This is a genomic window from Arthrobacter sp. Hor0625, assembly GCF_052567525.1.
Window position 1 is genome coordinate 97,379 of record NZ_CP199586.1, and the last position, 22,568, is coordinate 119,946.

Here is a 22,568-nt window from a genome sequence, read left to right on the forward strand (position 1 = left end):
GGAGTCAGCTGCCGGCCAGAATGTCGTGGGCCTGCACAACATCCAGGCGCATCTGTTCCACCAGGGCCTCCGGGCCACGGTACGCGACCATGCCGCGCAGGCGGGCCACAAATTCCACCACGACTGTCTGGCCGTAGAGATCGAAGTCTTCGACGGCTTCTTCGGGCCGGTCGATCACGTGGGCTTCGACCTGGCGGCTGACGCCGTCGAACGTGGGGTTGGACCCGACGGAGATTGCCGCCGGCCAGCGCGTTCCCGACTGGTCAACGAGCCAGCCGGCGTAGATGCCGTCCGCCGGGATGAAGCCGGTGGCGTCCGGGGAGAGGTTGGCGGTGGGAAAACCGAGGTCGCGGCCGCGGGCCGCGCCGTGGACCACCTCGCCGCGCATGCGGTGCGGCCGCCCCAGGACCGCCGCTGCGGTGGCGACATCGCCCTCGCGCAGGGCTTCGCGGACCCAGGTCGAGGAGCAGCGCCGGTCCTCCCCGCCGTCGTGCGCACCGCCGTCGTGGGCACCGCCGTCGTGCGCACCGCCGTCGTGCGCACCTTCGACGCCGTGGTGCAGCGGGTAACCCTCCGAGCCGAATTCACTGATGACCTGGACCTCGAAGCCGAGCTTCTCCCCCAGTTCCTTCATGGTGTCCAGGTCCCCGGAGTTGCCGCGGCCGAAGCGGGCGTCGTGGCCGATCACGACGTGGCTGGCTTTGAGGGCGCCGACGAGCACCGAGGAGACGAACTCCTCCGGCGTCAGGCTGGCCAGTTCGAGCGAGTACTTCATGACCAGGACGGCGTCCAGGCCCAGTTCGCCCAGGGCCACGAGCTTGTCCTCGAGGCCCATGATCAGTTCGGGCGCGGACTCGGGCCGGTGGACCTGCGCCGGGTGCGGGTCAAAGGTGATGGCGACGGCACGGGCGTGGTTCAGGCGGGCGGTGCGGATGAGCTGCGAGAGCACCTGCTGGTGGCCGCGATGCACACCGTCGAAGTTCCCGAACGTGACCACGGAAGGGCCAAAGTCCGCCGGGACTTCGGACGGATCGTTCCAGATGTGGACCATCAACCTCGCCTTTTGTTTCCTGCCGTGAGCTTTTCCGGCAGCGTCGGGGCGGCTCCGGAACTCTCCTAGATTACCCGCAAACGCCCCCGGCGCCGGACGCTGCGCGAGGCCCCGGTGAATGCCTTTCTGCCCCTTGGGCGCCGGGCTACGATGCAAGGGCAGCAGTTCGACGGCGGCAATGCTGCCGCCGCCGCCACCCGTCGCCGCGGGCCTGTCCCGGGGCAGAAGGAGAACGCCATGACTGAGCTTCAAGACATCCTCGGGCAAATCCCCGTCGACCAGATCGCCGGCATGCTCGGCACCGACCGGCAGACCGCCCAGGCCGCGGTGGAGGCGGCGGTCCCCACCCTGCTCGCCGGCCTGCACAACAACGCCCAGGGTCCGGAGGGCGCAGCCTCGCTGGAGTCGGCGCTTGGCCAGCACCGCGACGGGCTGGTCGACGGCGGTGTGGACGTGGCGCAGGTGGACACCGCCGACGGCGAGAAGATCGTCAACCATGTTTTCGGCGGCCGACAGGACCAGGTGGCCAGCCAGCTGGCGGGCACGGCTCAGCTTGGCGGAGTGGGCGGGGACCTGGTCCGTAGACTGCTCCCGCTGCTGGCGCCGATCGTCATGTCCTACCTGGCCAACAAGGTGCTCGGCGGACGCGGCCAGGCGGGCCAGGCCGGCGGGCAGCCGGGAGCCGGTGGCATCGACCTGGGCGGAATCCTGGGCGGGATCCTCGGCGGCGCCGGCGGGGCTGCGGGTGGCGGCCTGGGCGACATCCTTGGAGGCATGTTCGGCGGGCAACAACGCACCGCCAATGAGGCCGTGGCCCCGGACGAGGCCGCAGCCCGGAATGACGCGGGACCGGAGCTGCAGCCGCAGCCGGTTCCGCAGAACCAGGACGCCGGTCCGTCCGGTGGTGTCCCGCAGCCGGGCGAGCTGATCGACATCGACCTGCCCGGGCAGGACCAGCAGGGCCAGGGACAGAACGAGGAACCGCGCAAGGATGACGGCGGCCTCGGCGGGCTGCTGGGCGGATTGTTCGGGAAGAAGTAGTCTCAGCGGCTGCGGCCTCCGGCGGGTTACTGACGACGCCGGAGGTCGTTCACCGTTAACTGGTCCGGCTGCGCGCTACCCGGCGGGGCGCCGGTCTGCTTCCGGGAGCTGCTGAAGCCATTCCTCGAGGTCGCGGGGGTGGCGGAAGATGAGGACCTTTGCGGTGCCGGGAGCGTTTTGCAGCTCGCGCATGACCCGTCGCTTGCGTCTGAACGATCGGAAATGCCAGCCGATGATCGAGTCGGCGGCGAGGAGGCGGCCGAGCGTTTCCTTGTTCCCGTTGCAGACCTCTTCCCGGGCGATGACGCGGCGAAGTGAGCGCCGGAGCAATCGGAACAGTGAAAGCCAGCGGGGGTAGTCGAGACCCACAATTAATTCCGCGCGCGGAACCACGAGGTCACGCCACACGCCATAGGCACTGTCGAGGACCCATTGATCCTGTCCGGCGATGCGCGCTGCGAGCTCCCGCTGTATGGCGGTGTCGGGCTGCTGCCACCCCGGGAGCCAGCCGATGTCGTCGTCGGCCGAGAACTCCGGAAGCCCCGTTCGTGCCGCATAGGCACGGGCAGCGGAGGACTTTCCGCTTCCGGTAACGCCATAGAAGAGGACTCGTGACGGAACGGCTGTCGGATCCGGGGTCTGCACGAAGTTCAGCATGCCACACTGGTCCGATGCCTCAGTTTTCCGTCTCCGCCAGCCCGGACGTGTCCGCCGCCGAGGCGTTGGCGCTCTACGAATCGGTGGGATGGGCCGCCTACACCCGGGATCCGGAAGTGCTGGTGCGGGCCATCCAGAACTCATCGTTCGTGGTTGCCGCGCGCAATGCCAGCGGGACCCTCGTGGGCCTGGCCCGCGCGGTCTCGGACGACGCGACCATCTGCTACCTGCAGGACATCCTTGTGGATCCGGCGTTCCAGGGTGCCGGAGTGGGGCGCGCGTTGTTGGACGCCGTCCTGAAACGGTACGGGCATGTACGTCAGACGGTTCTCCTAAGCGACAACGAGCCCGGCCAGCGCGCCTTTTACGAAACTCTCGGATTCACCGAGGGTGCCGATTTCAGCCCGGAGCCGCTGCGCGTTTTCGCCCTGTTTCGCTGAAGCGCCGGTGGGCCCGGCCTCCATGGACCTTGTTCCCCCTGGCAACTAATGTCTGAGCATGCGGAGAGTAGCAGGCGCGGCCGTGAACGGAGCGCTGACGCTTGTGCTGCTTTGCGGTTGCTGGCTTATCCCGGTCAGCCGCACAGACGTCTGCGTCGATTGGGTGCACTTCGAGACGATGCAGCAGCGCTTCGATCACGCCGGCGCGGTCTTGGTCGGCAATCCGCTGAAGCGGGACGGCGAGGTCCGGATCTATGGATACCAGGCGAACGTCCACACGGTAGAAGTTGAGCAGGTACTCAAGGGAGGAATCGGGGCGGACCCGGTCCGGGTGGCGTCAATGCCGGTAACCTGCGGGGACGCCTATCCGGACGGTGACCCGCTCGACGCAAGTGCCCGGCAACTACTTTTCCTGACCAAGCAGAACGGCGAATGGGTCACGATGACGCCGGGTCAAGGCACGGCGCCGTTCCCGGCGGGCACTCCCGTCCCCTTCAATCCCCTTCAAAATCCCCTGAGACGCGCTTCAAGATGCAGGCAGCCGGTAAACCGAAACGTGGCTGCGGGATTCTCCGGTGAAGTCGCTACCATCCCAATCTGCCCATCTGGATTCCAGCTCAAAGCCGGCCAGTTGCGCCATGAGGTCGAGCTCGCTGGGCCAGATATAGCGGTGTGGCGTCCGCCCGATTCGCGCCACCCTTCCATCAGAGAGTTCTGGACCAAACCCGACGTGATGGGAGATGACGTGCTGATTGAGCACGTCATAAGTGTCGACTAGCAGGTACCCCGGCCGGCTCACTTCAACGGTTCCTTGGTGGCCAGGCGGCAACGAACGCAGTTGCGGCACCCAGAGCTCGATGACGAACCGTCCGCCAGGGGCCAGATGACGGGCAGCATTCTGAAAGCAGCGAACCTGGTCCTCCTGAGTCAGGAGGTTCGCGATGGTGTTGAACACGAGGAAAGCGAGCGAGAAGTTGTCGCCCGCAACCGCCTCAGTCATGTCACCCTGTACGACGTGGATCGCCTCCGCGCCGTCCTTCTCCCGCAAGCGGGAGATCATCGCATGAGAGAGCTCGATGCCGCTGACATGCACCCCGGCTTTTGAGAGGGGAATGGCGACCCGGCCCGTGCCGATGGCAAACTCGACGGCCGGCCCGTCGCCCGCGAGTTTCGACAGGACTTCGAGCGTGGGTCCAAGTACCTCGGGCGAGAACATTCCCTCTCCGGGGGTGTCGTACTTCTCCGCCGCTTCTTCGTCCCAGAGCTGTTGCTGGTTGATCATCCCGCCACTATTGCATCCACTCCGCGGTTCCCCTAGCGATCGAGGCGGTCCGCCGGGCCCGAGCTCGGGCGGGCCAGGCACACGGTTCCGGTCTCTGCCGACCTGCCAAGCACAGGTGGTTCACGATCTGAAGTAGTGGTTTTGGCGGGGTTTTTGGCCGGGGTCGAGGTGGGGTGGCGGGATGTACCAGGGGACGCCGGCCCGGACGTGGATGGTCCATTGTTCTTTGTGGATCACGTGGTGGTGGTGGGAGCAGAGGAGGGTTCCGTTGTCGGTGGTGGTGCTGCCGCCGCGGGACCAGTAGGTGATGTGGTGGGCTTCGCACCAGGCCGCGGGGATGGTGCAGCCGGGGAAGGTGCAGCCTTGGTCGCGGGCGGTGATGGCTTTGCGGATGTGGGGCGGGAAGATCCTGCTGGTGCGGCCGATGTCGAGGATGCGGCCTTCGGTGCCGAGCAGGACGGGGATGATGTCGGCGTCGCAGGCGATTTTGCGGATGGTCGCGGCGGTGACGGGTCCGGTGAAGGCCAGGGTTCCGGTGCCGGTGAACCCGAGCGGCCCGGTGCCGGGGTGGTCGTCCGTGCCTTGGGTGCCGGTGGCGTGGTGGAGGCGTTGGAGGAGGTCGCGGTAGTCGATGGTGGCGAGGATTTGGGGGCGGTGTCCGCCGGTGGCGGGCAGCCCGCCGGCGGCGAGGGCGGCTTTGCAGCCACCGACGAGGCCGTCGAGGAGTTTCTGGGCGCGGGTGCGCCGGTCCAGTGGGTCCGCGGGCGGCCACTCCTGTCCCTCCCCGCCGCCATGATCCGCGGCGCCGTCACTGTTGGCGCCTGCACTGGTGCGGGGGTTGGTGGCGGTGTTCATGACGGTGAGAAGGTGTTCGTATTGGTCGGTGGTGGCGAAGATTTCCAGGTGGTGCAGGCCGTGGCCGGGTGCACGGATGAAGGCACCTGCAGGTGGCGAAGGGCTTCTTCGGAGGGTTCGGACCCGTTCTGGTCGATCGCGTCGACCCAGCGCCGGGTGACCCGGGCCAGGAAGTCCGGGTCGTGTTCGACGGCGGTGGCGGTCAGGGCGTGTTCCATCCGGTTCCGGGTGCCCTGGTCGGCCAGGGGCCGGACCCGGTCCAGGGCCAGGGTGATCAGGGTCGCGGAGCAGGACGGGACAGCGCCGGCGGCGAGGGCTTCGGCGAGTTCTTCGTGGACCGGGGGCAGGGTTTGGCCGGTCATGCCGGCGCGGGGCAGGGTGGCCCCTGCGAGGGTGAGGCGGCGGCGGGCTTCGCCGGCGCTGATCTGCAGCCGGTCGCGGAGGAAGTCCCCGGTTTTGCGGTACCCGTCGACGGCCGGGAGCGCGTCCGGGGCCGCGAGCCGCGCCCGGTTCACCGCACCCGCGGCGACTACCTGCAGGTACTCGACGGCGCGGGAGATCTCCTCGACCCGGCCGGCGTAATCCGCGGCCGCCGGGAAATCCAACAATCCTGTGTCCGCCACCGCCGTCGCGCACGCGCCCCGCAACAACGCCAGCACGGCGTCCAACTCCTGCCCAGGCACAGCACCAACGGGCACGGCACCGCCGGCTGTATCGCCACCGAATGCGGCACCGCCGGCTGAATCCGGACCGGATGCCTCCCCGCCGGTTGATCCCCAGGGGTTTCCGGGAAGGCCAGCGCCGCGCCCCTCACCACCCGGCCCGCCGGCCGGGTGGTGATGAGAGCTGCACCGATTCCCATAACCCCATTCCACCAGCGACCACCGACATTTTTAGGGCCCCCTGGCGGGTGAAGCCAAGGGAATCAAGGCATCGCCGACGGCCATGGCAGACTGACGGAATGGAGAGCGCAGAGGACAGGCAGCCGTCAGGATCACCCGTCGAACCCCGCCGCCCGCTCGGGCCCCGCGATCCGGGCGATGCCTGGGTGGAGGGCGAGCGGGGCCGGTTCTGGGGCCGGTTCGGCTCCGCGGGTCTGCTCGTGCACGATCCCGCCAAGGGCGTCCTCCTGCAGCATCGCGCAACCTGGAGCGACCATGGCGGCACCTGGGGCCTGCCGGGCGGAGCCCTGCACGAGGGCGAGGATGCCATCGCCGGCGCGCTCCGGGAAGCCAAGGAAGAAGCCGCTGTGCCGCCGGAGTCGGTGCGGGTCCTGTTTACCTCGGTCTTCGACGTTGGCTATTGGACCTATACCACCGTGGCAGCGCAGGCGATCGAGCCGTTCGAGCCCGTCATCAGCGATCCCGAGAGTCTCGAGCTCCAGTGGGTCGGCCTCGATGAGATAGTTCTGAAGCAGTTGCACCCGGGTTTTGCCGCCGCGTGGCCCGCCTTGCAGCGCAGGCTCCGGGAAACTCCTGCGGACTAAGGCGCCGGCAGCGCCTGAGGTCGAGGCGCCGGAGCGGGGTCGGCAACTAGGAAGCACCGGCCGCGGACTGCGAGACACCAGCCACCGTGGGCTTCATAGGAACCAACGACGACGGCGGACGCTGCGACCCAAGCCGCGGCGTCCGCCGTCGTCAATCACTTCTTGCCGCGCCCCGTACGGGATCAGCACCCCAGTTTTAGGATCGGCCGGGCACCTGGAAGGCCGCCAGGATCCGGGCAAGGTCGTGGTGCAGGGAGGTCCAGCCTTCCAGATCCTCCGGCAGCGCATCGCGTTCGATCTCATGCGCGGTGGCAAGGGCCGCTGTCCCGGACTCCGTCAGGGAGACGACGAACTGACGCCGGTCATTGACGTCCTTGGTGCGCGTGACAAGACCGGATTCTTCCAGGCGCCCCAGGACCTTGCCCAGGGATTGGCTCTGGACGCCAATCCGGCGGGCTAGCTGCTCTTGGTTCATGGGGCCGTCGGCGAGTCCCTCAAGAGCGATGACGGCCGCGTGGGTGAGGCCCAGGGCGGCCAGTGCCTGATCCTTGCGCCTCTCGACTACACGGGCGGCCATCGACAGCAACTGGTCGGTGCGCCATTTCCGGGTGTCGGCGCTCTTTTGGGTCTCCGGCCGCTGGTTCATTCGCGGCACCCGGAACGGCCCCGCTTGCCCAACCTATTCGGTTCCCATGTTGCTCGGGGAACGGCGTTCACTGTGCTCATGATGCCTCCCTCGCTCCGTCGGATCAACGTCGGGAGTACGGCCATGTCTTGACCGCATCCGGAAACTATAATAAGCAGGCTTACTATGCGTTTGGCAAGTCTGCTTACTATTATGATGCGGGTCCGCCCGGGAGGCCAGTGTTTGCCCGGCCGCTGGGTCGGGGAATGCTCAGGCGCTGCGGGGCGCAGGCCGGCGGCGGTAGAGCCAGATCAAGCCGAGGATCGGCAGCAGCAGCGGGATGAAGCCGTATCCGCGGCCGAAGAGGGACCAGACCGTTTCGTGCGGGAAGTTGACGGCGTCGAAGAGGCTCAACGCCCCCACGACGAGTACGCCGACCAACTCGACGAGCACGGCGGTAACCGAGACCTTGAACCAGGTCCGCCCGGATTTCGCCAGCGAAACGGTCGCCACGATGTACACCACGGCGGCGAACGCGGACAGCAGGTAGGCCAGCGGCGCCTCGGAGAACTTGGTGAGGATCTGGTAGCCGGCCCGGGCGGTTGCCGAGAGCGCGAACACGGCATAGACGGCGATCAGCAGCCGCCCGGGCCCGGTGTTGCGGGTGTCCTTCGCCGGGGCCTCCGGGGAGCTGCCGGAGTTCGCGCCGGCGCCGCCGGTTTCCTGCGGTGCAGCGGTCATGTCCTTCTTTGCCTCTTCCACGTCAGTACCAGATCTGGTTCATGCGGGCGGCCATCACCAGCGCGGTGACGCCGACGGCGGCCAGCACGAAGTTGCTCCAGCGGGTGCGTTCCAGGATGGCCCAGTACACCGCACCCAGCGGCAGCATCAGCGCGGTGACCAGGTAGCCCCAGAACTCCCAGGGCTCCCCCGCCATCCGCTCCCCCGAGGCGACCCGGATGATCGACCCGACCAGGTACACCAGGAGGGACAGTTCGACGGCGGCGACGGACAGGATGGTCGCGTCATTCGGGGCCTTTTTCAGGATCCCGGCGCCCACGCACAGAAAAGTGGAGACCAGCCCGACGACCAGGATGATGTAGAAATACGCGTCCACTATCAGCCCGCCGATTTCCCGGCCGCGGGGGCGGCAGGTTTTTCGTTGTCGGGCGCGAAGACCAGAACGGGCTTGGCGTAGCTGCCGGCATCGGCCAGCAGCGCCACGAGGGAACCGTCGGGCGCGAAGGCTGCCGCGGGCTTTTCCGGCGTCGCGGCGTCGGGTGTGCCGGCCCCGGGGCCGGCGGAGATCCGGCGGCCGAAGGACAGCTCCGTCGTTTCCTCGGCGGTGAGTTCGCGGTTGGGCATCAGGGCGCGGGCCGCCTGCGACATTTCGAGGATCTGGAGTTCCTCGGCGAGTTCCTCGAGGGTGCGCGCCTGGTCCAGGGTGTACGGGCCCACCTGCGTCCGGCGCAGGGCGGTGAGGTGGCCGCCGACGCCCAGGGCCTCGCCCAGGTCGCGGGCCAGTGCCCGGATGTAGGTGCCGGAGGAGCACTCGACCGTCACGTCCAGGTCCAGGGCCGCGCCGTCGTTGCTGCGGCGGAGGTCATGGAGGTCGAAGCGGTGGATGGTCACCGGCCGGGCTGCCAGTTTGACGTCTTCGCCCGAGCGGACCCGGGCGTAGGCACGTTCCCCGTTGACTTTGATGGCGCTGACGCTGCTGGGCACCTGCTGGATTTCCCCGGTGAGCGCGGCGATACCGGCGCGGACGCTGTCCTCGGTGACCGCCGCGGCGCTGCGGGTGGCGGTGACTTCGCCCTCGGCGTCGTCCGTGACGGTCGACTCGCCGAGGCGGATCGTGGCGGTGTAGGTCTTGGAGGTCCCCACGATGTAGGTCAGCAGCCGGGTCGCCTTATTGATACCCAGGACCAGCACGCCGGTTGCCATGGGGTCCAGCGTTCCGGCATGCCCCACCTTCCGGGTACCGGCGATCCGCCGCATCCGCCCAACCACATCGTGGCTGGTCCAGCCTTGCGGCTTGTCCACTATCACCAGTCCAGAAAGCACGCCTCCCAGTATATGCGCGCCGCGCAGGCCACCCGGCGCTCCCCCGGGCACAGGAACGACGGCGGCTAGGATGGCAGACATGCCCGAGCTTGCCGCCCACGTCCGCGACGTCCCCATCAACCAGATCCGCGAGATCACCGAGGCCGCCTGGCACACTCCGGGCGCCATCGTGCTGAGCATCGGCGAGCCGGGCTTTTCCCTCCCCCGCCACATCCTTGACGCCGGGATGGCCTGCCTCGACCGGGACGAAACCAACTACACCCCCAATGCCGGCATTCCGGCGCTGCGCGAGGCTTTTGCGGCGCGCTTCCGGGAGCACAACGCGACGCCGGTGGGCGCGGACCGGGTGTACGTCGTCGACGGCGCCCAGCAGGGGCTGCACTTCGCCATGACGCTGCTGCTCTCCCCCGGCGACGAGATCCTCATTCCCAACCCGGGCTACCCGACGTTCGCGATGACCTCCAGCCTGCTGCACGCCGTCCAGGTCCGGTATCCGCTCTACCCGGAGCACGACTTCCAGCCCCGGATCGAGGACATCGAGGAGCTCATCACGCCGAAGACCAAGGTCCTGGTGCTTAACTCCCCGTCCAATCCGCTGGGGGCCGTGCTGGGCGAGGAACTGACCCGCGGACTGGTGGAGCTGGCCCGGCGGCATGACCTGTGGATCATCTCGGACGAGTGCTACGAGGCGTTCACCTACGACGTCCCGCATGTCAGTCCGGCCCGTTTCGACAGCGACGTCCCCGGTGAGGCGCGCGTCTTCACCTCGCTGACCCTGTCCAAGACCTACGGGTTGACCGGGCTGCGGATCGGAGCGCTGATCTGCCCTCCCGGGCTCGAGCAGCAGATGAACAACGTCATGGAAGCGATCGTGTCCTGCGTTGCGTCCCCCTCGCAGTACGCCGCGCTCGCGGCCCTGACCGGCCCGCAGGATTACGTTGGCCATGCCCGCGCCCATTACCGCGCCAACCGCGACGCCGCATGCGCCGTGCTGGAGGCCAAGGGCATTCCCTTCCTGACCGCGCAGGGGGCGTTCTACCTGTGGGCGGACGTCTCCCACGCCAGCGACGGCGACGTCCGGGCCTGGGTGCGCCGGTTCCTCGCCGACGCCGGAGTATCGTTCGCACCGGGCACGGCCTTCGGTTCGATCGGCGAAGGATGGATCCGGATTGCCCTCTGCGGCAGCCAGGCCGAGCTCGTCGAAGGACTGGGCCGGCTCCCGGCCCGCACCCCGGGCGCATAGCCCTACCGCCGGCATCTGCCGGGCAGTAGCCTGACCGGAGGCGGCGGCGGTGTCGGCCCATAGCGGGCCCGAAGCGGGTAGCCGGCCGCGTAGGGAAGGAGAACCCTGTGTGGTGGCAGGACCTGCTGTGGGGCATCTGGAACGGAATCACGGCGTGGATCGTGCTGATCGCGCACGTGTTCGGCGCATGGAAGGAATTCCCCTTCTACAACATGGCCCGGGCCGGGAACTGGTACGACTTTGGCTTCCTGCTCGGCATGGGGTCCCCGTTGCTCGGAATGCTGGGCCGGCGGCGCTGACCCGGCCGGACTGACCGGGCCGCGCCGACGGGGTTCAGAGCCTGATTTCCTCCTCCGGCGGCTGCGGCAGCTGCGGGGCCGCGGTGAAGGACATCCGGACGATGAAGTGCCCTTCGGCGCAGTTCCGGGCGATGATCGCTCCGGCCTCCCCGGCCAGCTTCACCCCAAACTGCAGCTCCAGGTGTTCGGGGGCCAGTTCCCGCATCACCTCGGCGGCTGCCTTCGCAGCCGGGCGCACGGCCGCCAGCGCGTCCTCCAGCCGCCGGCCCGCGTCGAGGACACCGAGTTCATTGCGGGCGGGCCGTTCGACGCCGAAGCTGCCCTCGTCGACTTCGACCAGCACGGTGCCCGAGCCGACCTCGTAGCGCAGGATCTCGGTCATTGCGGGCTCCCTTCGCGCGGCGCGGCCAGCGCACCGTCGAGCCAGCTGCGCAGCGCCGACGCCGGCGGCGCCCCGGCCTGGCGGGCCACGACCCGGCCGTCCGCGATCACGAGCATGGTGGGGATGGCCTGGACGTCGAACCGCCGGGACAGCTGCGGGGACCGGTCCACGTCGACCTTGACGAGCTTGACCCGCCCGGCCCGTTCCTGCGCCAGCTTGTCCAGCACGGGACTGACCATCCGGCAGGGCCCGCACCACGCCGCCCAGAAATCGACCAGGGCGGGCACCGGGGATTGTTCTGCAACGGCGGCGAAGTCGGCGTCGCCGGCCTCGACGATCCAGGGCAGGTCACGGCGGCATTTGCCGCACCGCGGGTGCCCGGTGGCCGCGGCCGGTGTGCGGTTGGTGGCGCCGCAGTGCGGGCACTTGACCAGGGCGGCGGTCACGGCCGGCCGCCGTCGTTGTGTTTGCCCGCAGTCATGACTCCATGGGACGCTCCGCGACGCGGACGGGCCTAGGGTCCAAAGTCCCCGCGCCGGGGCCGGGCCCGGGCCCCGGCACGCCAATGGCCGGACCCGTTGCGGGTCCGGCCATTGCGAAGGGTGTGGCGGGCTACTTGTTGCGGTCTTCGTCGACGTCGTAGTCCGGACGCAGGTCCTTGTTTTCCTCGTCGAAGTCATCCTCGTCGAAGTCGTCCTCATCGAGTTCAACATCGTCGGGGATATCGCTCTTGTAGGGATCGGCGTCGCCGGCGTGCTTGGCGCTGGCCGCGAGGGCCGCCACCTCGGCGTCGCGCTTCTTGGCCTCGCGCAGCAGCTCCTCAAGGTTGGAGGCCACCACGGGGATCTGGTCGGCGACGAATTCCAGCGTCGGCGTCAGCCGGACGGTGATGTTCCGGCCGACCTCCTGGCGGAGCACGCCCTTGGCCTTCTCCAGCCCCTTGGCCGCATCGGCCTGGGCCACCTCGTCGCCGAAGACGGTGTAGTACACCGTGGCATGCTGCAGGTCATTGGTCACACGCGCGTCCGTCACGGTCACGCCTTCCAGCCGGGGATCCTTCACCCTCCGGCCCAAAGCCTCAGCAACCACAACCTTGATCCGCTGCGCCAACTTAGCAGCCCGTGCGGGATCAGCCATTTCCACTCCTAAAAATTTGGATGTACAGCGACGCCGACTACGCGGTGTCGCTCGTTTCAGTTTTCTGCCACGCACTACGGTGAGTCAAACACGGACCCCGTTGGAATCTTTCCGGCGGCCCGGGAGTGGCATCGGGCCTGCCGAAGCTGGGCGGCAATGGATCGCAGATCCATTGCCGCCCAGCGTAGGGGCGGGGCCGCCGGAAAATTCCGACGGCCCCACCCGCGAAGCAAAACCTTAGACGCGCGGCTTCTCGCGCATCTCGAAGGTCTCGATGATGTCACCTTCGGTGATGTCGTTGTACGAGCCCAGACCGATACCACACTCGAAGTCCGTGCGGACCTCGGTGGCGTCGTCCTTGAAGCGCTTGAGCGTCTCAACGGTGAGGTTGTCGCCGATGATCTTGCCGTCGCGGCTGATGCGGGCCTTCGCGTTGCGCCGGATGATGCCGGAGCGGACGATCGAGCCTGCAATGTTGCCGAACTTGGAAGAACGGAACACCTCGCGGACCTCGGCCGTGCCCAGCTGGACCTCTTCGTACTCCGGCTTGAGCATGCCCTTGAGGGCTGCCTCGATGTCATCGATGGCTGCGTAGATGACGGAGTAGAAGCGCATGTCCACGCCTTCGCGGTCTGCCAGTTCGGCAACCCGCTCGGCGGGCTTGACGTTGAAGCCGATGATGACGGCGGAGTCGACCGTTGCCAGGTTGACGTCGTTCTGCGTGATCGCACCGACACCGCGGTGGATGACGCGGAGCTGGACACCTTCGCCGACGTCGATCTTGAGCAGCGCGTCTTCGAGGGCTTCGACGGCACCGGACACGTCACCCTTGAGGATGAGGTTGAGGGTGTCGATCTTGCCTTCGGCGACGGCCTGGTCGAAGTCTTCCAGGCTGATGCGCTTGCGGCGCTTGGCCAGGGCGGCGTTGCGGTCGGCGGCTTCACGCTTCTCGGCGATCTGGCGGGCGGTGCGCTCGTCAGCGGTCACGAAGAAGGTGTCACCGGCGCGCGGGACGTTGGACAGACCCAGCACCTGGACGGGGCGGGACGGGCCGGCCTCGGTCAGGGCGCTGCCGTCGTCGTCGAACATCGCACGGACGCGGCCGTGGGCCGTGCCTGCCACGATGGTGTCGCCGACGTGCAGGGTACCGGACTGGACCAAGACGGTGGCGACCGCGCCGCGGCCCTTGTCCAGGTTGGCTTCGATCGCGATACCGCGGGCGTCCTTGTTCGGGTTGGCGCGCATGTCGAGGGCGGCATCCGCGGTGAGCAGGACCGCTTCGAGCAGCTCATCGATGTTGAGGTTCTGGCGGGCAGAGACCTCCACGAACATGGTGTCGCCACCGTACTCTTCCGGAACCAGGCCGTACTCGGTCAGCTGGCCGCGGACCTTGTCCGGGTTGGCGCCTTCCTTGTCGATCTTGTTCACGGCCACGACGATCGGCACACCGGCCGCCTGGGCGTGGTTGAGCGCCTCAACGGTCTGCGGCATGACGCCGTCGTCCGCTGCGACCACCAGGATGGCGATGTCGGTGACCTTCGCGCCACGGGCACGCATGGCGGTGAACGCCTCGTGGCCCGGGGTATCGATGAAGGTGATCTTGCGATCGGTGCCCTCGTGGTTGTGCGTGACCTGGTAGGCACCGATGTGCTGCGTGATGCCGCCGTGCTCGCCCGCCATGACGTCGGACTTGCGGATGGCATCGAGCAGCCGGGTCTTACCGTGGTCAACGTGGCCCATGACGGTGACTACCGGAGGACGAGCCTCAAGTTCCTCATCGCCTTCGGCTTCCAGCTCGGCTTCGAAGTCGATGTCGAAGCCGGAGAGCAGCTCGCGCTCCTCGTCTTCCGGCGAGACAACCTGGAGCTTGTAGCCAAGCTCCTCGCCCAGCAGGGCAAAGGTTTCCTCATCCAGCGACTGGGTGGCCGTGGCCATTTCGCCGAGGTGGAACAGGACGGTCACCAGTGCGGCGGGGTTTGCCTCGATCTTGTCGGCGAAGTCCGTGATGGACGAACCGCGGCGGAGCCGGATCACAGTGTTGCCGTCGCCGCGGGGTACGCTCACGCCACCCAGCGACGGTGCGCTCATCTGCTCCAGTTCCTGGCGCTTGGCACGCTTCGACTTGCGCTGCTTGCCGCGGCCTGCGCCGCCCTTACCGAAGGCACCCTGGGTTCCACCGCGACCGCGGCCACCCTTGCCGAAGCCACCGCCGGCGGGAGCTCCGCCGCCGGGACCACCGGTGCCGGGAGCGCCCGGGCGGCCCGGGCCACGGCCGCCACCCGGACGGCCTGCACCGGCGGGTGCGGGACGTTCGGTGCGGTTGGGCATCATGCCCGGAGTCGGACGGTTTCCACCGGCGCCGGGGCGGGCACCGGGAGCGCCCGCCGGACGCGGAGCACCCGGACGGGGACCGGCTGCGCCGGCCGGACGCGGTGCGCCCGGACGGGGACCGCCGGCACCTGCTGCGGGACGCGGGCCGCCGGGACGGTCGCCCTCGGTGCGGCTGCCGCCCGGACGGGGCATGCCCTGGGACGGTGCGAACGGGTTGTTACCCGGACGGGCGGTACGTTCGGAGTCGCCGCCGCGGCCGCGGGGCATGCCCTGGGACGTGGCGAACGGGTTGTTGCCCGGACGCGGACCGCCGGGGCGCGGCGCGGAGCCGGCCTGGCGTGCGGGGGCTGCCGGGGTTTCGGCCTTGGGTGCCGGACGGGCACCGGGCTTGGCGCCGGCGGACGGAGCCACGGGGGCTGCGGTCTCGGCGGGTGCCGGAGCCGCTGCGGGAGCAGCAGGGGCCGGTGCTTCAGCCTTGGTTTCGGCGGCCTTCGGCGCGGCCGGAGCCGGCGCGGGCGAAGGACGGGTTGCTGCCGGGGCGGCCTTGGGGGCCGAGGCGGGCGCTTCGGACTTCGGAGCGGCAGGCGCATCCGGGAAGGCGTTGCGGAGTTTCCGCACCACCGGGGCCTCAATGGTGGAAGAGGCAGAGCGAACGAATTCGCCCAGTTCCTGCAGTTTGGTTACTGCATCTTTGGAAGTAATACCGAGCTCTTTAGCAAGCTCATGTACGCGGACCTTGGCCACATTTCTCCTGTCTCGGTCCGCACCGAGCCAGGCACGAACCGTCTACTTCTTACTGCGGGCCTCCGCCGCGAGTGCAGCTGAAAGGCCCATTGCAGAGCGCAACAAAATTGTCATCGTTGCGCACTCATCGCTGGGAACTCATCGGGTTTCCATCAGTTTTCTGACCCGCTTTCAGGTTGGACGGTTGTTGCGGCGGTCACCGGGGTGTCCGCCGCTGGTGTGCCTGCCAGAATCCGGCGTTCAACGTCTGCGGTTTCGGCGGCGCCGTTGAGGGCGCGTCCGAACGCTCGACGTTTGACCGCCAGTGCCAGGCACTTTTCGCTGGGGTGCAGCCATGCTCCCCGGCCAGCCATCCGGCGTCGTTCATCGACCACGACGGCGGATGATCCGCCGGCGCCGGCGACGAGCCGGAGCAACTGGGACCGCGGTCCCTTTTTCCGGCATCCGATGCAGGTACGTTCCGGCTGGCTCCCGAGGTGTTGCACTGCTGCCACTACGAGTAACTTCCTGCCGATCTGCACCTGCCGCGGCTCCCGCGGCCGGCACGGAACCGGAACAGCTGAAGCAAACGGACACCGGCCGTTAGGCGCGGTTGTATCCATTCTAGCCCCTCCGGCCCCTCTCCCCCGAAACGACGCCGGGGGCAGGCGCCGGCCAAGCCCCGCCCGCGGGGCCGGAAACCGGCCGGGCCGGCGCTACTTACCGCGGTTGTCGACGGCGTCGGAGACGATGTCGATCCGCCAGCCCGTGAGCTTGGCGGCGAGCCGCGCGTTCTGGCCTTCCTTGCCGATGGCGAGGGACAGCTGGTAGTCGGGGACGACGACGCGGGCTGAGCGGGTGGCTTCGTCCGTAATCGTGACCGAATTCACGCGCGAGGGCGACAGTGCGCTGGCGATGAAGGTGGCCGGGTCCTCGCTGTAGTCGACGATGTCGATCTTCTCGTCGTTCAACTCGTTCATCACGGCGCGGACGCGGGAACCCATTTCGCCGATGCAGGCGCCCTTGGCGTTGACGCCGGGGATGTTCGCCTTGACCGCGATCTTGGTCCGGTGCCCTGCCTCGCGCGCCAGTGCTACGATCTCCACGGAGCGGTCCGCGATTTCCGGGACCTCCATTTCGAACAGCTTCCGCACCAGGCCAGGGTGGGACCGGGAGAGGGTGATGGACGGGCCCTTGGTGCCGCGGTGCACGTCGATCACGAACGCACGGAGACGGCTGCCGTGGGTGTATTTCTCACCGGGGACCTGTTCGGGCGGCGGCAGGAGCGCCTCCACCGTTCCGAGGTTTACCTGGATCATGTGCGGGTTGTTGCCCTGCTGGATGGTGCCTGCGACGAGCTCGCCCTCGCGGCCCTTGAACTGGCCCAGGACGTTGTCGTCCTCGGCGTCGCGCAGCCGCTGCAGGATGATCTGCCGTGCGGTGCTTGCCGCGATGCGGCCGAAACCGGCCGGGGTGTCCTCGAACTCGCCGATGGGCGCGCCGTCGTCGTCGATTTCGGTGGCCCAGATGGTGACGTGGCCGCTCTTGCGGTCCAGTTCGGCACGGGCCTTTTCGAAGGCGCCGGGCGTCTTGTGGTAGGCCACCAGCAGGGCCTGCTCGATGGTCGGAATCAGGAGATCCAGCGGGATTTCGCGCTCACGCTCCAGGAGTCTCAGTGCGCTCATGTCAATATCCATTAGGCCTCCTCGGAAGGTCCATTGTCGTTCTCCAGACCGGCCTCATCGAGGTGGCTGAACTCTATCTCGACTTTTCCACTGCGGATCCTGTCGAAAGGAAGTTTGACGGGTTCGCCCTGCTTGGGCTTCATGCCCTTTTTGACCGCCAGCTCCGGGACCAGGGTCACGCCGCCGTCGTCGACGGACTGGATGCGGCCGGTAACGTTCTCGCCCTGGATCACGTTGACGGTGACCATGCGGCCGCGGGCGCGGTGCCAGTGGCGCTCCTCGGTGAGCGGACGGCCGACGCCGGGCGAGGAGACCTCAAGGTCGTACGGGCGCGAGTCGGTGCTGGGATCGTTGTCCAGGATGTCGGAGAGGGTCTTGGAGATCTCGGCGATGACGTCCAGGCTGACGCCGCCGGTTTCCTCCTGGGGCAGGTCCACCACGACGTGGACCACCCGGTTGGCTCCGGCGATGTGGATGGAAACGTCCTCCAGGAACAGCCGGTTGGCCTGGACTGCAGGCGCAAGGAGCGCGTACAGGCGCTCGGCCTCCAGGTTGTGGGCGGCGGCGTCAGCCTTCCCCGTCCCGGTCCGGTCTGTCGAAGTCGTGGCTTCTGCGTTGGTCATGATGCCGCCCGCCTCCTGCTAGATGATGTTGTGTCTACTAGCCTAGCGATATTCGGGCCGACATGGTGCACCCCAGTTTCCGGCCGGCATGACAACATGGTCTGTTGTGAAAGACGACGGCGGGACCCAGCGGCGGCGGTTCCGGCTCCCCCGGGACCTGCCCCGGATCGCCCTGCTCGCCTGCCTCGCCGCCGTCGTGGTGAGCCTGGGATTCGCGTTCGTGCCCGGAAACCCGCCAAAACCGGCGGCGCCGTCAGTGAGTGAGCGTGCCCGCGCCTCAGCCCTTGCCGATGCCCTGAGCCTGCGGACCAGGGCCGAACAACTGGAGGCAGCCGCCACTGAAGCCTCCCGGCCCGCGCTCCCGAAGGCGTCCCCTGCCGCTGCCGCAACCCCGGTACGGGCCGCTGTGACATTGCTGACAACCCAGGCCAGGGCGCTGCTGCTGCCCGGTCCCTCCCCCGCCGGCTCCGCCCCCGCCGACACGGCGACCCCGGCAGTCACCGCCACGGCGACTGCAACTTCGGCGTCGGTGCCGCCCACCGCGGCCCGGCTGGCCGCGGACCTGGCCAGCAGCGGACGGCAACGGCTGGCGGATGCCGGCACCGCCGACGGCGGCATGGCCAGGCTGCTGGCCAGTGTGGGGACCGCCCAGCTGCTGCAGTCCTCCGCGCTGGCCGCTGCGGCCGGCGTCCGGGATCCTGCGGCGGGCCTCCCGGACCGGGCGGCCGCCGAGCTTCCCGGACCCGGGGTTCCCGCCGCCGGTTCCTGCCCGGCCACGACGGCGCCGGCTGCGGCCGGGACCGGCGCACCCGTTGCCGCCGGGATGCCCGATGCACTGACCGCGGTGGTGCGCGCCGAGCTGGAGGCCGTCTACGGCTACCAGGTGGCACTGACCCGCCTGGACGGCGCCGCGGCTACCGCGGCCACGGGCCGGCTGGCCCAGCACGAGGCGCTGGCGGCCGGTGCCGAGTCCCTGGGCCGGGCGCAGTGCGCGGCGGTTCCCCCGCGCGAGCCAGGCTACGCCCTTGACCCGGCCTTCCTGTCCGCGCCCGGACGCGGCCTGGCCGGGCTGGAGTCTGCCTCCCTGACGGCCTACGGCGACCTCATCGCCCTGAGCGAAGGACCCACCCGGCAGTGGGCTGTCGCCGGCCTGCTGGGTGCCGCCCGCCGCGCCGTGGCCTGGGGCGCAGCACCCGGTCCGTTCCCCGGAATGGCCTTCGATCCGGCGTCGCTGCCGACCCTGCCGCCAGCCTGAGCCCCCAGCGCGCGCCGGCAAGCTAAGGCCGGGCTTAGCTTGTTTAGCCTCACAATGCTGGCCTGCCGGGGTGGCCGGTGGTTTGCTGTAGTCATGGAAACCAGCAGCGCAGCAGCCCTTCACGACAACGAACCCCACCACAACGACATCGCGCACCGGCTTAACTGGCTCCGCGCCGGCGTCCTGGGCGCCAACGACGGCATCGTTTCCGTCGCCGCCATCGTTGTCGGCGTTGCCGGTGTGACCACGGACTCGGGCCCGATCCTGATCGCCGGCGCCGCGGGCGTCGTCGGCGGCGCCATCTCGATGGCCCTGGGCGAATACGTCTCGGTCAGCAGCCAGAAGGACAGCCAGCAGGCACTGGTCGAGAAGGAACGCCGTGAGCTGGAGGAACAGCCCGAAGAGGAACTCGCGGAGCTCGCCGCGATCTACCAGGGCAAGGGCCTCAGCCCGGAAACCGCCCACCGGGTCGCCACGGAGCTGACCGCCCACGACGCGCTGGCCGCGCACCTGTCCGCCGAACTTCACATTGACGAGACGGACATCGTCAGCCCGTGGCACGCTGCCTTCGCCTCGGCCATGGCCTTCCTGATCGGCGCCATCCTGCCGATGCTGGCGATCCTGCTGCCGCCCGAAAACATCCGCGTTCCCCTGACTTTCGCGGCCGTACTCGTGGCCCTCGCCGCGACCGGCGCCATTGGCGCCTGGATCGGCGGCGGCTCCAAGCTGAAGGCCGCCATCCGGGTGGTGATCGGCGGCGCCGCGGCGCTCGTGGCCACCTTCCTGATCGGCAGCTGGCTCGGCGCCAGCGGCATCACCGCCTGACCCGCTGCGGCTACGCTGGAGTCGATGATTTCCCCGGCAGCCGTCCCGATCCCGCCCGACCTCAGCCGCCGCTACAGCGGCAGCCCCGAGGGACGGGCCTGGCTGGCCGCCCTCCCCGGCCGGATCAACGAGTGCCTGGAACGGTGGGGCCTGGAACCGGACCTTGCCCCGGGCGGGATGCCGTGGAACGGCCATGCCGCCGTCGTGGTCCCCGTCCGGCGCACCGCCGACAGTGAAGCAGCGGTGCTGAAGCTCGCCTTCCCGCACGAGGAGGGCCTGGCCGAACGCCACGCCCTGGCCCTGTGGGGCGGCCGCGGCGCCGTCGCACTGCTGGACGCGGAACCGGCTTCCGGCGCCCTGCTGCTCGAACGGCTCGACGGCGGGCGTTCGCTGCAGGACGTTGCGATGGACGAGGCCGTGGACATCTGGGGCGGCCTGGTCCGCCAGTTGGCGCTGCAGCCCGATGACCGGCCGCAATGGCGCGAGTTCGGGCACGTGGCGGCCCAGGCCGAACAGTGGAGTGATGAGCTTCCGGAAAGCTGGGAGCGGCTGGGCCGGCCCTTTCCGCGCTGGCTGCTGGAGGCCGCCCTGGAAGTCTGCCAGACCCGCGGCGCCGTGGGCCGGCGCTCGGCCAGGGACGTCCTCGTCCACGCCGATCTGCATTTCCTCAATGTCCTGGCCACGCCGGCGCCCGGGGCTCCGGGGGCGTCCGCGGCTGCCGGCACGGCGGGCTTCAAGGCAATCGACCCGCACCCGCTGGTCGGGGAAGCCGAGTTCGCGGTGGCACCGCTGCTGTGGAACCGGCTGGCCGAACTGCCGCGCATCGGCGCGCCGCGGGCCCTGCTGGAGCGGTGCGCGGCCCTGGCCGCCGCTGCCGGCCTGGACGGCGAGGTCGCCCGGCAGTGGGCGGTGGTCCGCGAAGTGGAGAACGCCTTGTGGTACGCGGCCAAACGGCACCACGACGGCGACGTTGCCTGCTCCCTGTGGGTGGCCAGCACCCTGGCCGGGGACACGCTTCCCGATTTGCCGGCCGGACCGGACCTCCCGGCGCCGGGTGGCGCCGTCCAGGTGGGCGCGCCGCTCTGACGCAGCGCCGGCGGAGACGCTAGCCCCGGACGGCCGCCACGGCCTCCCGGACACTGTCGACGGCGACCTGGACGTCGGCTGCGTCGGTGCTCCAGTTGCTGACCGAGATGCGCAGGATGTCGCGGCCCTGCCAGCGTGATCCGGACATCCAGACCCGGCCGTCGGCAATGATCTTGGCCGTCACCGCCCGGGTCGTGGCGTCGTCACCGAAGGCCAGCGAGACCTGGGTGTAGCCGACGTCGTTGAGCACCTCGACGCCGTCGAGTGCTGCCAGCCGCTCGGCCAGCTCCCGGGCATGGGCGACCAGCCCCCGCACCTGGGCCGCGACCCCGTCCCGGCCCAGCGATTTCAAGGCCGCCCAGACCGGCACCCCGCGGGCACGGCGGGAGAGCTCGGGGACCTTTTCGAAGGGATCCGCCGCCCCGTCCGCGGCCTGGATCAGGTAGCTGGTGTGCACGCCCATGGCCGCGCGGAGCGCCGCGGCATCCCGGACCACCGCGATGCCGCAGTCGTAGGGGACGTTGAGCGTCTTGTGCGCATCGGTGCCCCAGGAATCGGCGTCCTGCAGGCCGTCGGTGAGGGCTGCCAGTTCGGGGACGGCGGCGGCCCACAGGCCGAAGGCGCCGTCGACATGGATCCAGGCCCCGTGCGCCCGTGCGACGGCGATGGCCTCACGGAACGGGTCGAAGGCTCCGGAGTGGAGGTTTCCGGCCTGCAGGCAGACCAGCAGCGGCACCGGCCCCTTCCCCTCGACCGCGGCGCGGTCCAGGGCATCGCCCAGGGCGGCGGGGTCGATGCGGCCCTGGCGGTCGGCCGGGACCACGGTGGGCCGGCCCAGGCCCAGGTAGCGCAGTCCGAGGTCGATGGTGTCGTGCCGTTCCTGGCCCACGAAGCAACGGATCCGGGGCGCGCCGGCCAGGCCGTCGGCGTCCAGGTCCCAGCCGGCGTCGGTCATCAGCCGCCACCGGGCCGCGGCCAGGCCGGTGAAGTTGGCCATGGTGGCGCCGGTGGCGAAGCCGACCTCGGCACCGGTCGGCAGGCCGAGCAGTTCCAGCAGCCAGGCGCCCGCGCCTTCCTCGATGGCCGCCGTGGCCGGGGTGGCGAACCGGAGTCCGGCGTTCTGGTCCCAGGCGCTGACCAGCCAGTCCGCGGCCAGTGCGGCGGGCAGGGTGCCGCCGATCACCCAGCCGAAGAAGCGGCCCGAGGGCATGGCCATCAGCCCTGGTTCGGCCTTCGCGGCGAGGTAGTCCACCACCTCGGCCGCCGGGGCGCCCTCCCGGGGCAACGGTCCGCCGAAGTCGGCGGCGAGCCCGGCCGCCGTCGTCCCTGGACCGACGGGCCGGGTGTCCTGGCTCTCCAGCCACGCGCGGGCATGCCGGGCGGCGGCGGCCAGGGCGTCGCGGTAACGCTCTTCCGGTGCTGACATAGCTGCATGCTACGCCCGCCCCGATGCCCGCGGCAGTCCCCCGCTGCTGGTT

At 69.4% G+C, this 22,568-nt stretch carries 23 protein-coding genes and 1 pseudogene; 8 read left to right on the top strand and 16 right to left on the bottom strand.

All coding sequences use genetic code 11. The features are described from left to right. Window positions 1-4 precede the first annotated feature (4 nt). The gene (locus ACTWLI_RS00480; RefSeq protein WP_445154785.1) at window positions 5-1,051 is read right to left on the bottom strand and encodes a bifunctional riboflavin kinase/FAD synthetase; all 1,047 of its coding nucleotides are present in this window, start codon (window positions 1,049-1,051) and stop codon (window positions 5-7) included. Between the two features lie 237 nt (window positions 1,052-1,288). Between ACTWLI_RS00480 and ACTWLI_RS00485 the strand changes: the two genes are divergently transcribed. After that, a complete protein-coding gene (locus tag ACTWLI_RS00485) occupies window positions 1,289-2,092 on the top strand; it encodes a DUF937 domain-containing protein (protein WP_445154786.1) in 804 nt (267 codons plus the stop codon). Between the two features lie 75 nt (window positions 2,093-2,167). Here the strand turns inward: ACTWLI_RS00485 and ACTWLI_RS00490 are convergent, their stop codons facing one another. After that, window positions 2,168-2,749, bottom strand: a complete 582-nt coding sequence (locus ACTWLI_RS00490) for an adenylate kinase (RefSeq protein WP_445154787.1) — start codon at window positions 2,747-2,749, stop codon at window positions 2,168-2,170. Between the two features lie 14 nt (window positions 2,750-2,763). On the opposite strand from ACTWLI_RS00490, the gene ACTWLI_RS00495 reads away from it, so the two are divergent. Continuing rightward, complete coding sequence (locus ACTWLI_RS00495; protein WP_445154788.1) at window positions 2,764-3,189, top strand: GNAT family N-acetyltransferase; 426 nt, start codon at window positions 2,764-2,766, stop codon at window positions 3,187-3,189. 526 nt (window positions 3,190-3,715) lie between these two features. On the opposite strand, the gene ACTWLI_RS00500 is transcribed toward ACTWLI_RS00495, so the two are convergent. Both ACTWLI_RS00500 and ACTWLI_RS00505 read right to left on the bottom strand, forming a co-directional pair. Continuing rightward, on the bottom strand, window positions 3,716-4,471 hold the full coding sequence (locus tag ACTWLI_RS00500; protein WP_445154789.1) for a methyltransferase domain-containing protein: 756 nt from the start codon (window positions 4,469-4,471) through the stop codon (window positions 3,716-3,718). 120 nt (window positions 4,472-4,591) lie between these two features. Further along, a pseudogene (locus ACTWLI_RS00505) lies at window positions 4,592-5,994 on the bottom strand (DUF222 domain-containing protein); the annotation flags it as partial. Window positions 5,995-6,287: 293 nt separating this feature from the next. On the opposite strand from ACTWLI_RS00505, the gene ACTWLI_RS00510 reads away from it, so the two are divergent. After that, on the top strand, window positions 6,288-6,812 hold the full coding sequence (locus ACTWLI_RS00510) for an NUDIX domain-containing protein (protein ID WP_445154790.1): 525 nt from the start codon (window positions 6,288-6,290) through the stop codon (window positions 6,810-6,812). 196 nt (window positions 6,813-7,008) lie between these two features. Here the strand turns inward: ACTWLI_RS00510 and ACTWLI_RS00515 are convergent, their stop codons facing one another. From ACTWLI_RS00515 to truB, 4 genes are all read right to left on the bottom strand, one after another. Continuing rightward, a complete protein-coding gene (locus ACTWLI_RS00515) occupies window positions 7,009-7,458 on the bottom strand; it encodes a MarR family winged helix-turn-helix transcriptional regulator (protein WP_445154791.1) in 450 nt (149 codons plus the stop codon). A 249-nt stretch (window positions 7,459-7,707) separates the two neighbouring features. After that, the gene (locus ACTWLI_RS00520) at window positions 7,708-8,178 is read right to left on the bottom strand and encodes a hypothetical protein (RefSeq protein WP_445154792.1); all 471 of its coding nucleotides are present in this window, start codon (window positions 8,176-8,178) and stop codon (window positions 7,708-7,710) included. Window positions 8,179-8,200: 22 nt separating this feature from the next. Beyond that, window positions 8,201-8,554 (bottom strand): hypothetical protein, encoded by a 354-nt coding sequence (locus tag ACTWLI_RS00525; protein ID WP_445154793.1) that lies wholly within the window; start codon window positions 8,552-8,554, stop codon window positions 8,201-8,203. A 2-nt stretch (window positions 8,555-8,556) separates the two neighbouring features. Then, window positions 8,557-9,501 carry a tRNA pseudouridine(55) synthase TruB gene (truB, locus tag ACTWLI_RS00530; protein WP_445154794.1) on the bottom strand — a complete coding sequence of 315 codons (945 nt, stop codon included), beginning with the start codon at window positions 9,499-9,501 and terminating at the stop codon, window positions 8,557-8,559. 79 nt (window positions 9,502-9,580) lie between these two features. Here truB and ACTWLI_RS00535 point away from each other — a divergent pair, with 79 nt between their 5' ends. Next, window positions 9,581-10,744: a pyridoxal phosphate-dependent aminotransferase gene (locus ACTWLI_RS00535; RefSeq protein ID WP_445154795.1), complete on the top strand. Its 1,164-nt coding sequence runs from the start codon at window positions 9,581-9,583 to the stop codon at window positions 10,742-10,744. Between the two features lie 107 nt (window positions 10,745-10,851). Next, window positions 10,852-11,043, top strand: a complete 192-nt coding sequence (locus ACTWLI_RS00540) for a hypothetical protein (RefSeq protein WP_056740564.1) — start codon at window positions 10,852-10,854, stop codon at window positions 11,041-11,043. 34 nt (window positions 11,044-11,077) lie between these two features. Here ACTWLI_RS00540 and ACTWLI_RS00545 read toward each other — a convergent pair whose 3' ends face one another. The 7 genes from ACTWLI_RS00545 to rimP form a co-directional block, all read right to left on the bottom strand. Next, window positions 11,078-11,425, bottom strand: coding sequence for a CU044_2847 family protein (locus tag ACTWLI_RS00545; RefSeq protein WP_445154796.1), 348 nt, complete (start codon window positions 11,423-11,425; stop codon window positions 11,078-11,080). Continuing rightward, the gene (gene trxA / locus ACTWLI_RS00550; RefSeq protein ID WP_445154797.1) at window positions 11,422-11,871 is read right to left on the bottom strand and encodes a thioredoxin; all 450 of its coding nucleotides are present in this window, start codon (window positions 11,869-11,871) and stop codon (window positions 11,422-11,424) included. The genes ACTWLI_RS00545 and trxA overlap by 4 nt, the downstream gene beginning before the upstream one ends. A gap of 166 nt (window positions 11,872-12,037) precedes the next feature. Continuing rightward, the gene (rbfA, locus tag ACTWLI_RS00555; RefSeq protein WP_445154798.1) at window positions 12,038-12,562 is read right to left on the bottom strand and encodes a 30S ribosome-binding factor RbfA; all 525 of its coding nucleotides are present in this window, start codon (window positions 12,560-12,562) and stop codon (window positions 12,038-12,040) included. 237 nt (window positions 12,563-12,799) lie between these two features. Then, the gene (gene infB / locus ACTWLI_RS00560; RefSeq protein WP_445154799.1) at window positions 12,800-15,637 is read right to left on the bottom strand and encodes a translation initiation factor IF-2; all 2,838 of its coding nucleotides are present in this window, start codon (window positions 15,635-15,637) and stop codon (window positions 12,800-12,802) included. A gap of 152 nt (window positions 15,638-15,789) precedes the next feature. Continuing rightward, the gene (locus ACTWLI_RS00565; protein ID WP_445154800.1) at window positions 15,790-16,239 is read right to left on the bottom strand and encodes a YlxR family protein; all 450 of its coding nucleotides are present in this window, start codon (window positions 16,237-16,239) and stop codon (window positions 15,790-15,792) included. Between the two features lie 93 nt (window positions 16,240-16,332). Continuing rightward, window positions 16,333-17,313, bottom strand: a complete 981-nt coding sequence (gene nusA / locus ACTWLI_RS00570; RefSeq protein WP_056740550.1) for a transcription termination factor NusA — start codon at window positions 17,311-17,313, stop codon at window positions 16,333-16,335. Continuing rightward, on the bottom strand, window positions 17,313-17,924 hold the full coding sequence (gene rimP, locus ACTWLI_RS00575; protein WP_056740548.1) for a ribosome maturation factor RimP: 612 nt from the start codon (window positions 17,922-17,924) through the stop codon (window positions 17,313-17,315). Before rimP ends, nusA begins: the two co-directional genes overlap by 1 nt. 106 nt (window positions 17,925-18,030) lie before the next feature. Here rimP and ACTWLI_RS00580 point away from each other — a divergent pair, with 106 nt between their 5' ends. The 3 genes from ACTWLI_RS00580 to ACTWLI_RS00590 all read left to right on the top strand — a co-directional run bounded on the left by ACTWLI_RS00580 (window position 18,031) and on the right by ACTWLI_RS00590 (window position 21,090). Further along, window positions 18,031-19,179 (top strand): DUF4439 domain-containing protein, encoded by a 1,149-nt coding sequence (locus ACTWLI_RS00580; protein WP_445154801.1) that lies wholly within the window; start codon window positions 18,031-18,033, stop codon window positions 19,177-19,179. Window positions 19,180-19,272: 93 nt separating this feature from the next. After that, window positions 19,273-20,004 carry a VIT1/CCC1 transporter family protein gene (locus tag ACTWLI_RS00585; protein WP_445154802.1) on the top strand — a complete coding sequence of 244 codons (732 nt, stop codon included), beginning with the start codon at window positions 19,273-19,275 and terminating at the stop codon, window positions 20,002-20,004. Between the two features lie 24 nt (window positions 20,005-20,028). Then, window positions 20,029-21,090: an aminoglycoside phosphotransferase family protein gene (locus ACTWLI_RS00590; RefSeq protein WP_445154803.1), complete on the top strand. Its 1,062-nt coding sequence runs from the start codon at window positions 20,029-20,031 to the stop codon at window positions 21,088-21,090. A 19-nt stretch (window positions 21,091-21,109) separates the two neighbouring features. Here ACTWLI_RS00590 and ACTWLI_RS00595 read toward each other — a convergent pair whose 3' ends face one another. Then, on the bottom strand, window positions 21,110-22,516 hold the full coding sequence (locus ACTWLI_RS00595) for a pyridoxal phosphate-dependent decarboxylase family protein (RefSeq protein WP_445154804.1): 1,407 nt from the start codon (window positions 22,514-22,516) through the stop codon (window positions 21,110-21,112). Window positions 22,517-22,568: the final 52 nt, after the last annotated feature.

What these genes read in the sequence shown, in the direction of transcription:
- ACTWLI_RS00490 (WP_445154787.1), bottom strand. Translation starts at nt 2,749, where the DNA reads ATGCTGAACTTCGTGCAGACCCCGGATCCGACAGCCGTTCCGTCACGA.
- rbfA (WP_445154798.1), bottom strand. Translation starts at nt 12,562, where the DNA reads ATGGCTGATCCCGCACGGGCTGCTAAGTTGGCGCAGCGGATCAAGGTT.
- ACTWLI_RS00520 (WP_445154792.1), bottom strand. Translation starts at nt 8,178, where the DNA reads ATGACCGCTGCACCGCAGGAAACCGGCGGCGCCGGCGCGAACTCCGGC.
- ACTWLI_RS00545 (WP_445154796.1), bottom strand. Translation starts at nt 11,425, where the DNA reads ATGACCGAGATCCTGCGCTACGAGGTCGGCTCGGGCACCGTGCTGGTC.
- ACTWLI_RS00510 (WP_445154790.1), top strand. Translation starts at nt 6,288, where the DNA reads ATGGAGAGCGCAGAGGACAGGCAGCCGTCAGGATCACCCGTCGAACCC.
- ACTWLI_RS00480 (WP_445154785.1), bottom strand. Translation starts at nt 1,051, where the DNA reads ATGGTCCACATCTGGAACGATCCGTCCGAAGTCCCGGCGGACTTTGGC.
- ACTWLI_RS00595 (WP_445154804.1), bottom strand. Translation starts at nt 22,516, where the DNA reads ATGTCAGCACCGGAAGAGCGTTACCGCGACGCCCTGGCCGCCGCCGCC.
- ACTWLI_RS00495 (WP_445154788.1), top strand. Translation starts at nt 2,764, where the DNA reads ATGCCTCAGTTTTCCGTCTCCGCCAGCCCGGACGTGTCCGCCGCCGAG.
- ACTWLI_RS00535 (WP_445154795.1), top strand. Translation starts at nt 9,581, where the DNA reads ATGCCCGAGCTTGCCGCCCACGTCCGCGACGTCCCCATCAACCAGATC.
- rimP (WP_056740548.1), bottom strand. Translation starts at nt 17,924, where the DNA reads ATGACCAACGCAGAAGCCACGACTTCGACAGACCGGACCGGGACGGGG.
- ACTWLI_RS00485 (WP_445154786.1), top strand. Translation starts at nt 1,289, where the DNA reads ATGACTGAGCTTCAAGACATCCTCGGGCAAATCCCCGTCGACCAGATC.
- nusA (WP_056740550.1), bottom strand. Translation starts at nt 17,313, where the DNA reads ATGGATATTGACATGAGCGCACTGAGACTCCTGGAGCGTGAGCGCGAA.
- ACTWLI_RS00565 (WP_445154800.1), bottom strand. Translation starts at nt 16,239, where the DNA reads ATGGATACAACCGCGCCTAACGGCCGGTGTCCGTTTGCTTCAGCTGTT.
- ACTWLI_RS00500 (WP_445154789.1), bottom strand. Translation starts at nt 4,471, where the DNA reads ATGATCAACCAGCAACAGCTCTGGGACGAAGAAGCGGCGGAGAAGTAC.
- ACTWLI_RS00590 (WP_445154803.1), top strand. Translation starts at nt 20,029, where the DNA reads ATGATTTCCCCGGCAGCCGTCCCGATCCCGCCCGACCTCAGCCGCCGC.
- ACTWLI_RS00585 (WP_445154802.1), top strand. Translation starts at nt 19,273, where the DNA reads ATGGAAACCAGCAGCGCAGCAGCCCTTCACGACAACGAACCCCACCAC.
- ACTWLI_RS00515 (WP_445154791.1), bottom strand. Translation starts at nt 7,458, where the DNA reads ATGAACCAGCGGCCGGAGACCCAAAAGAGCGCCGACACCCGGAAATGG.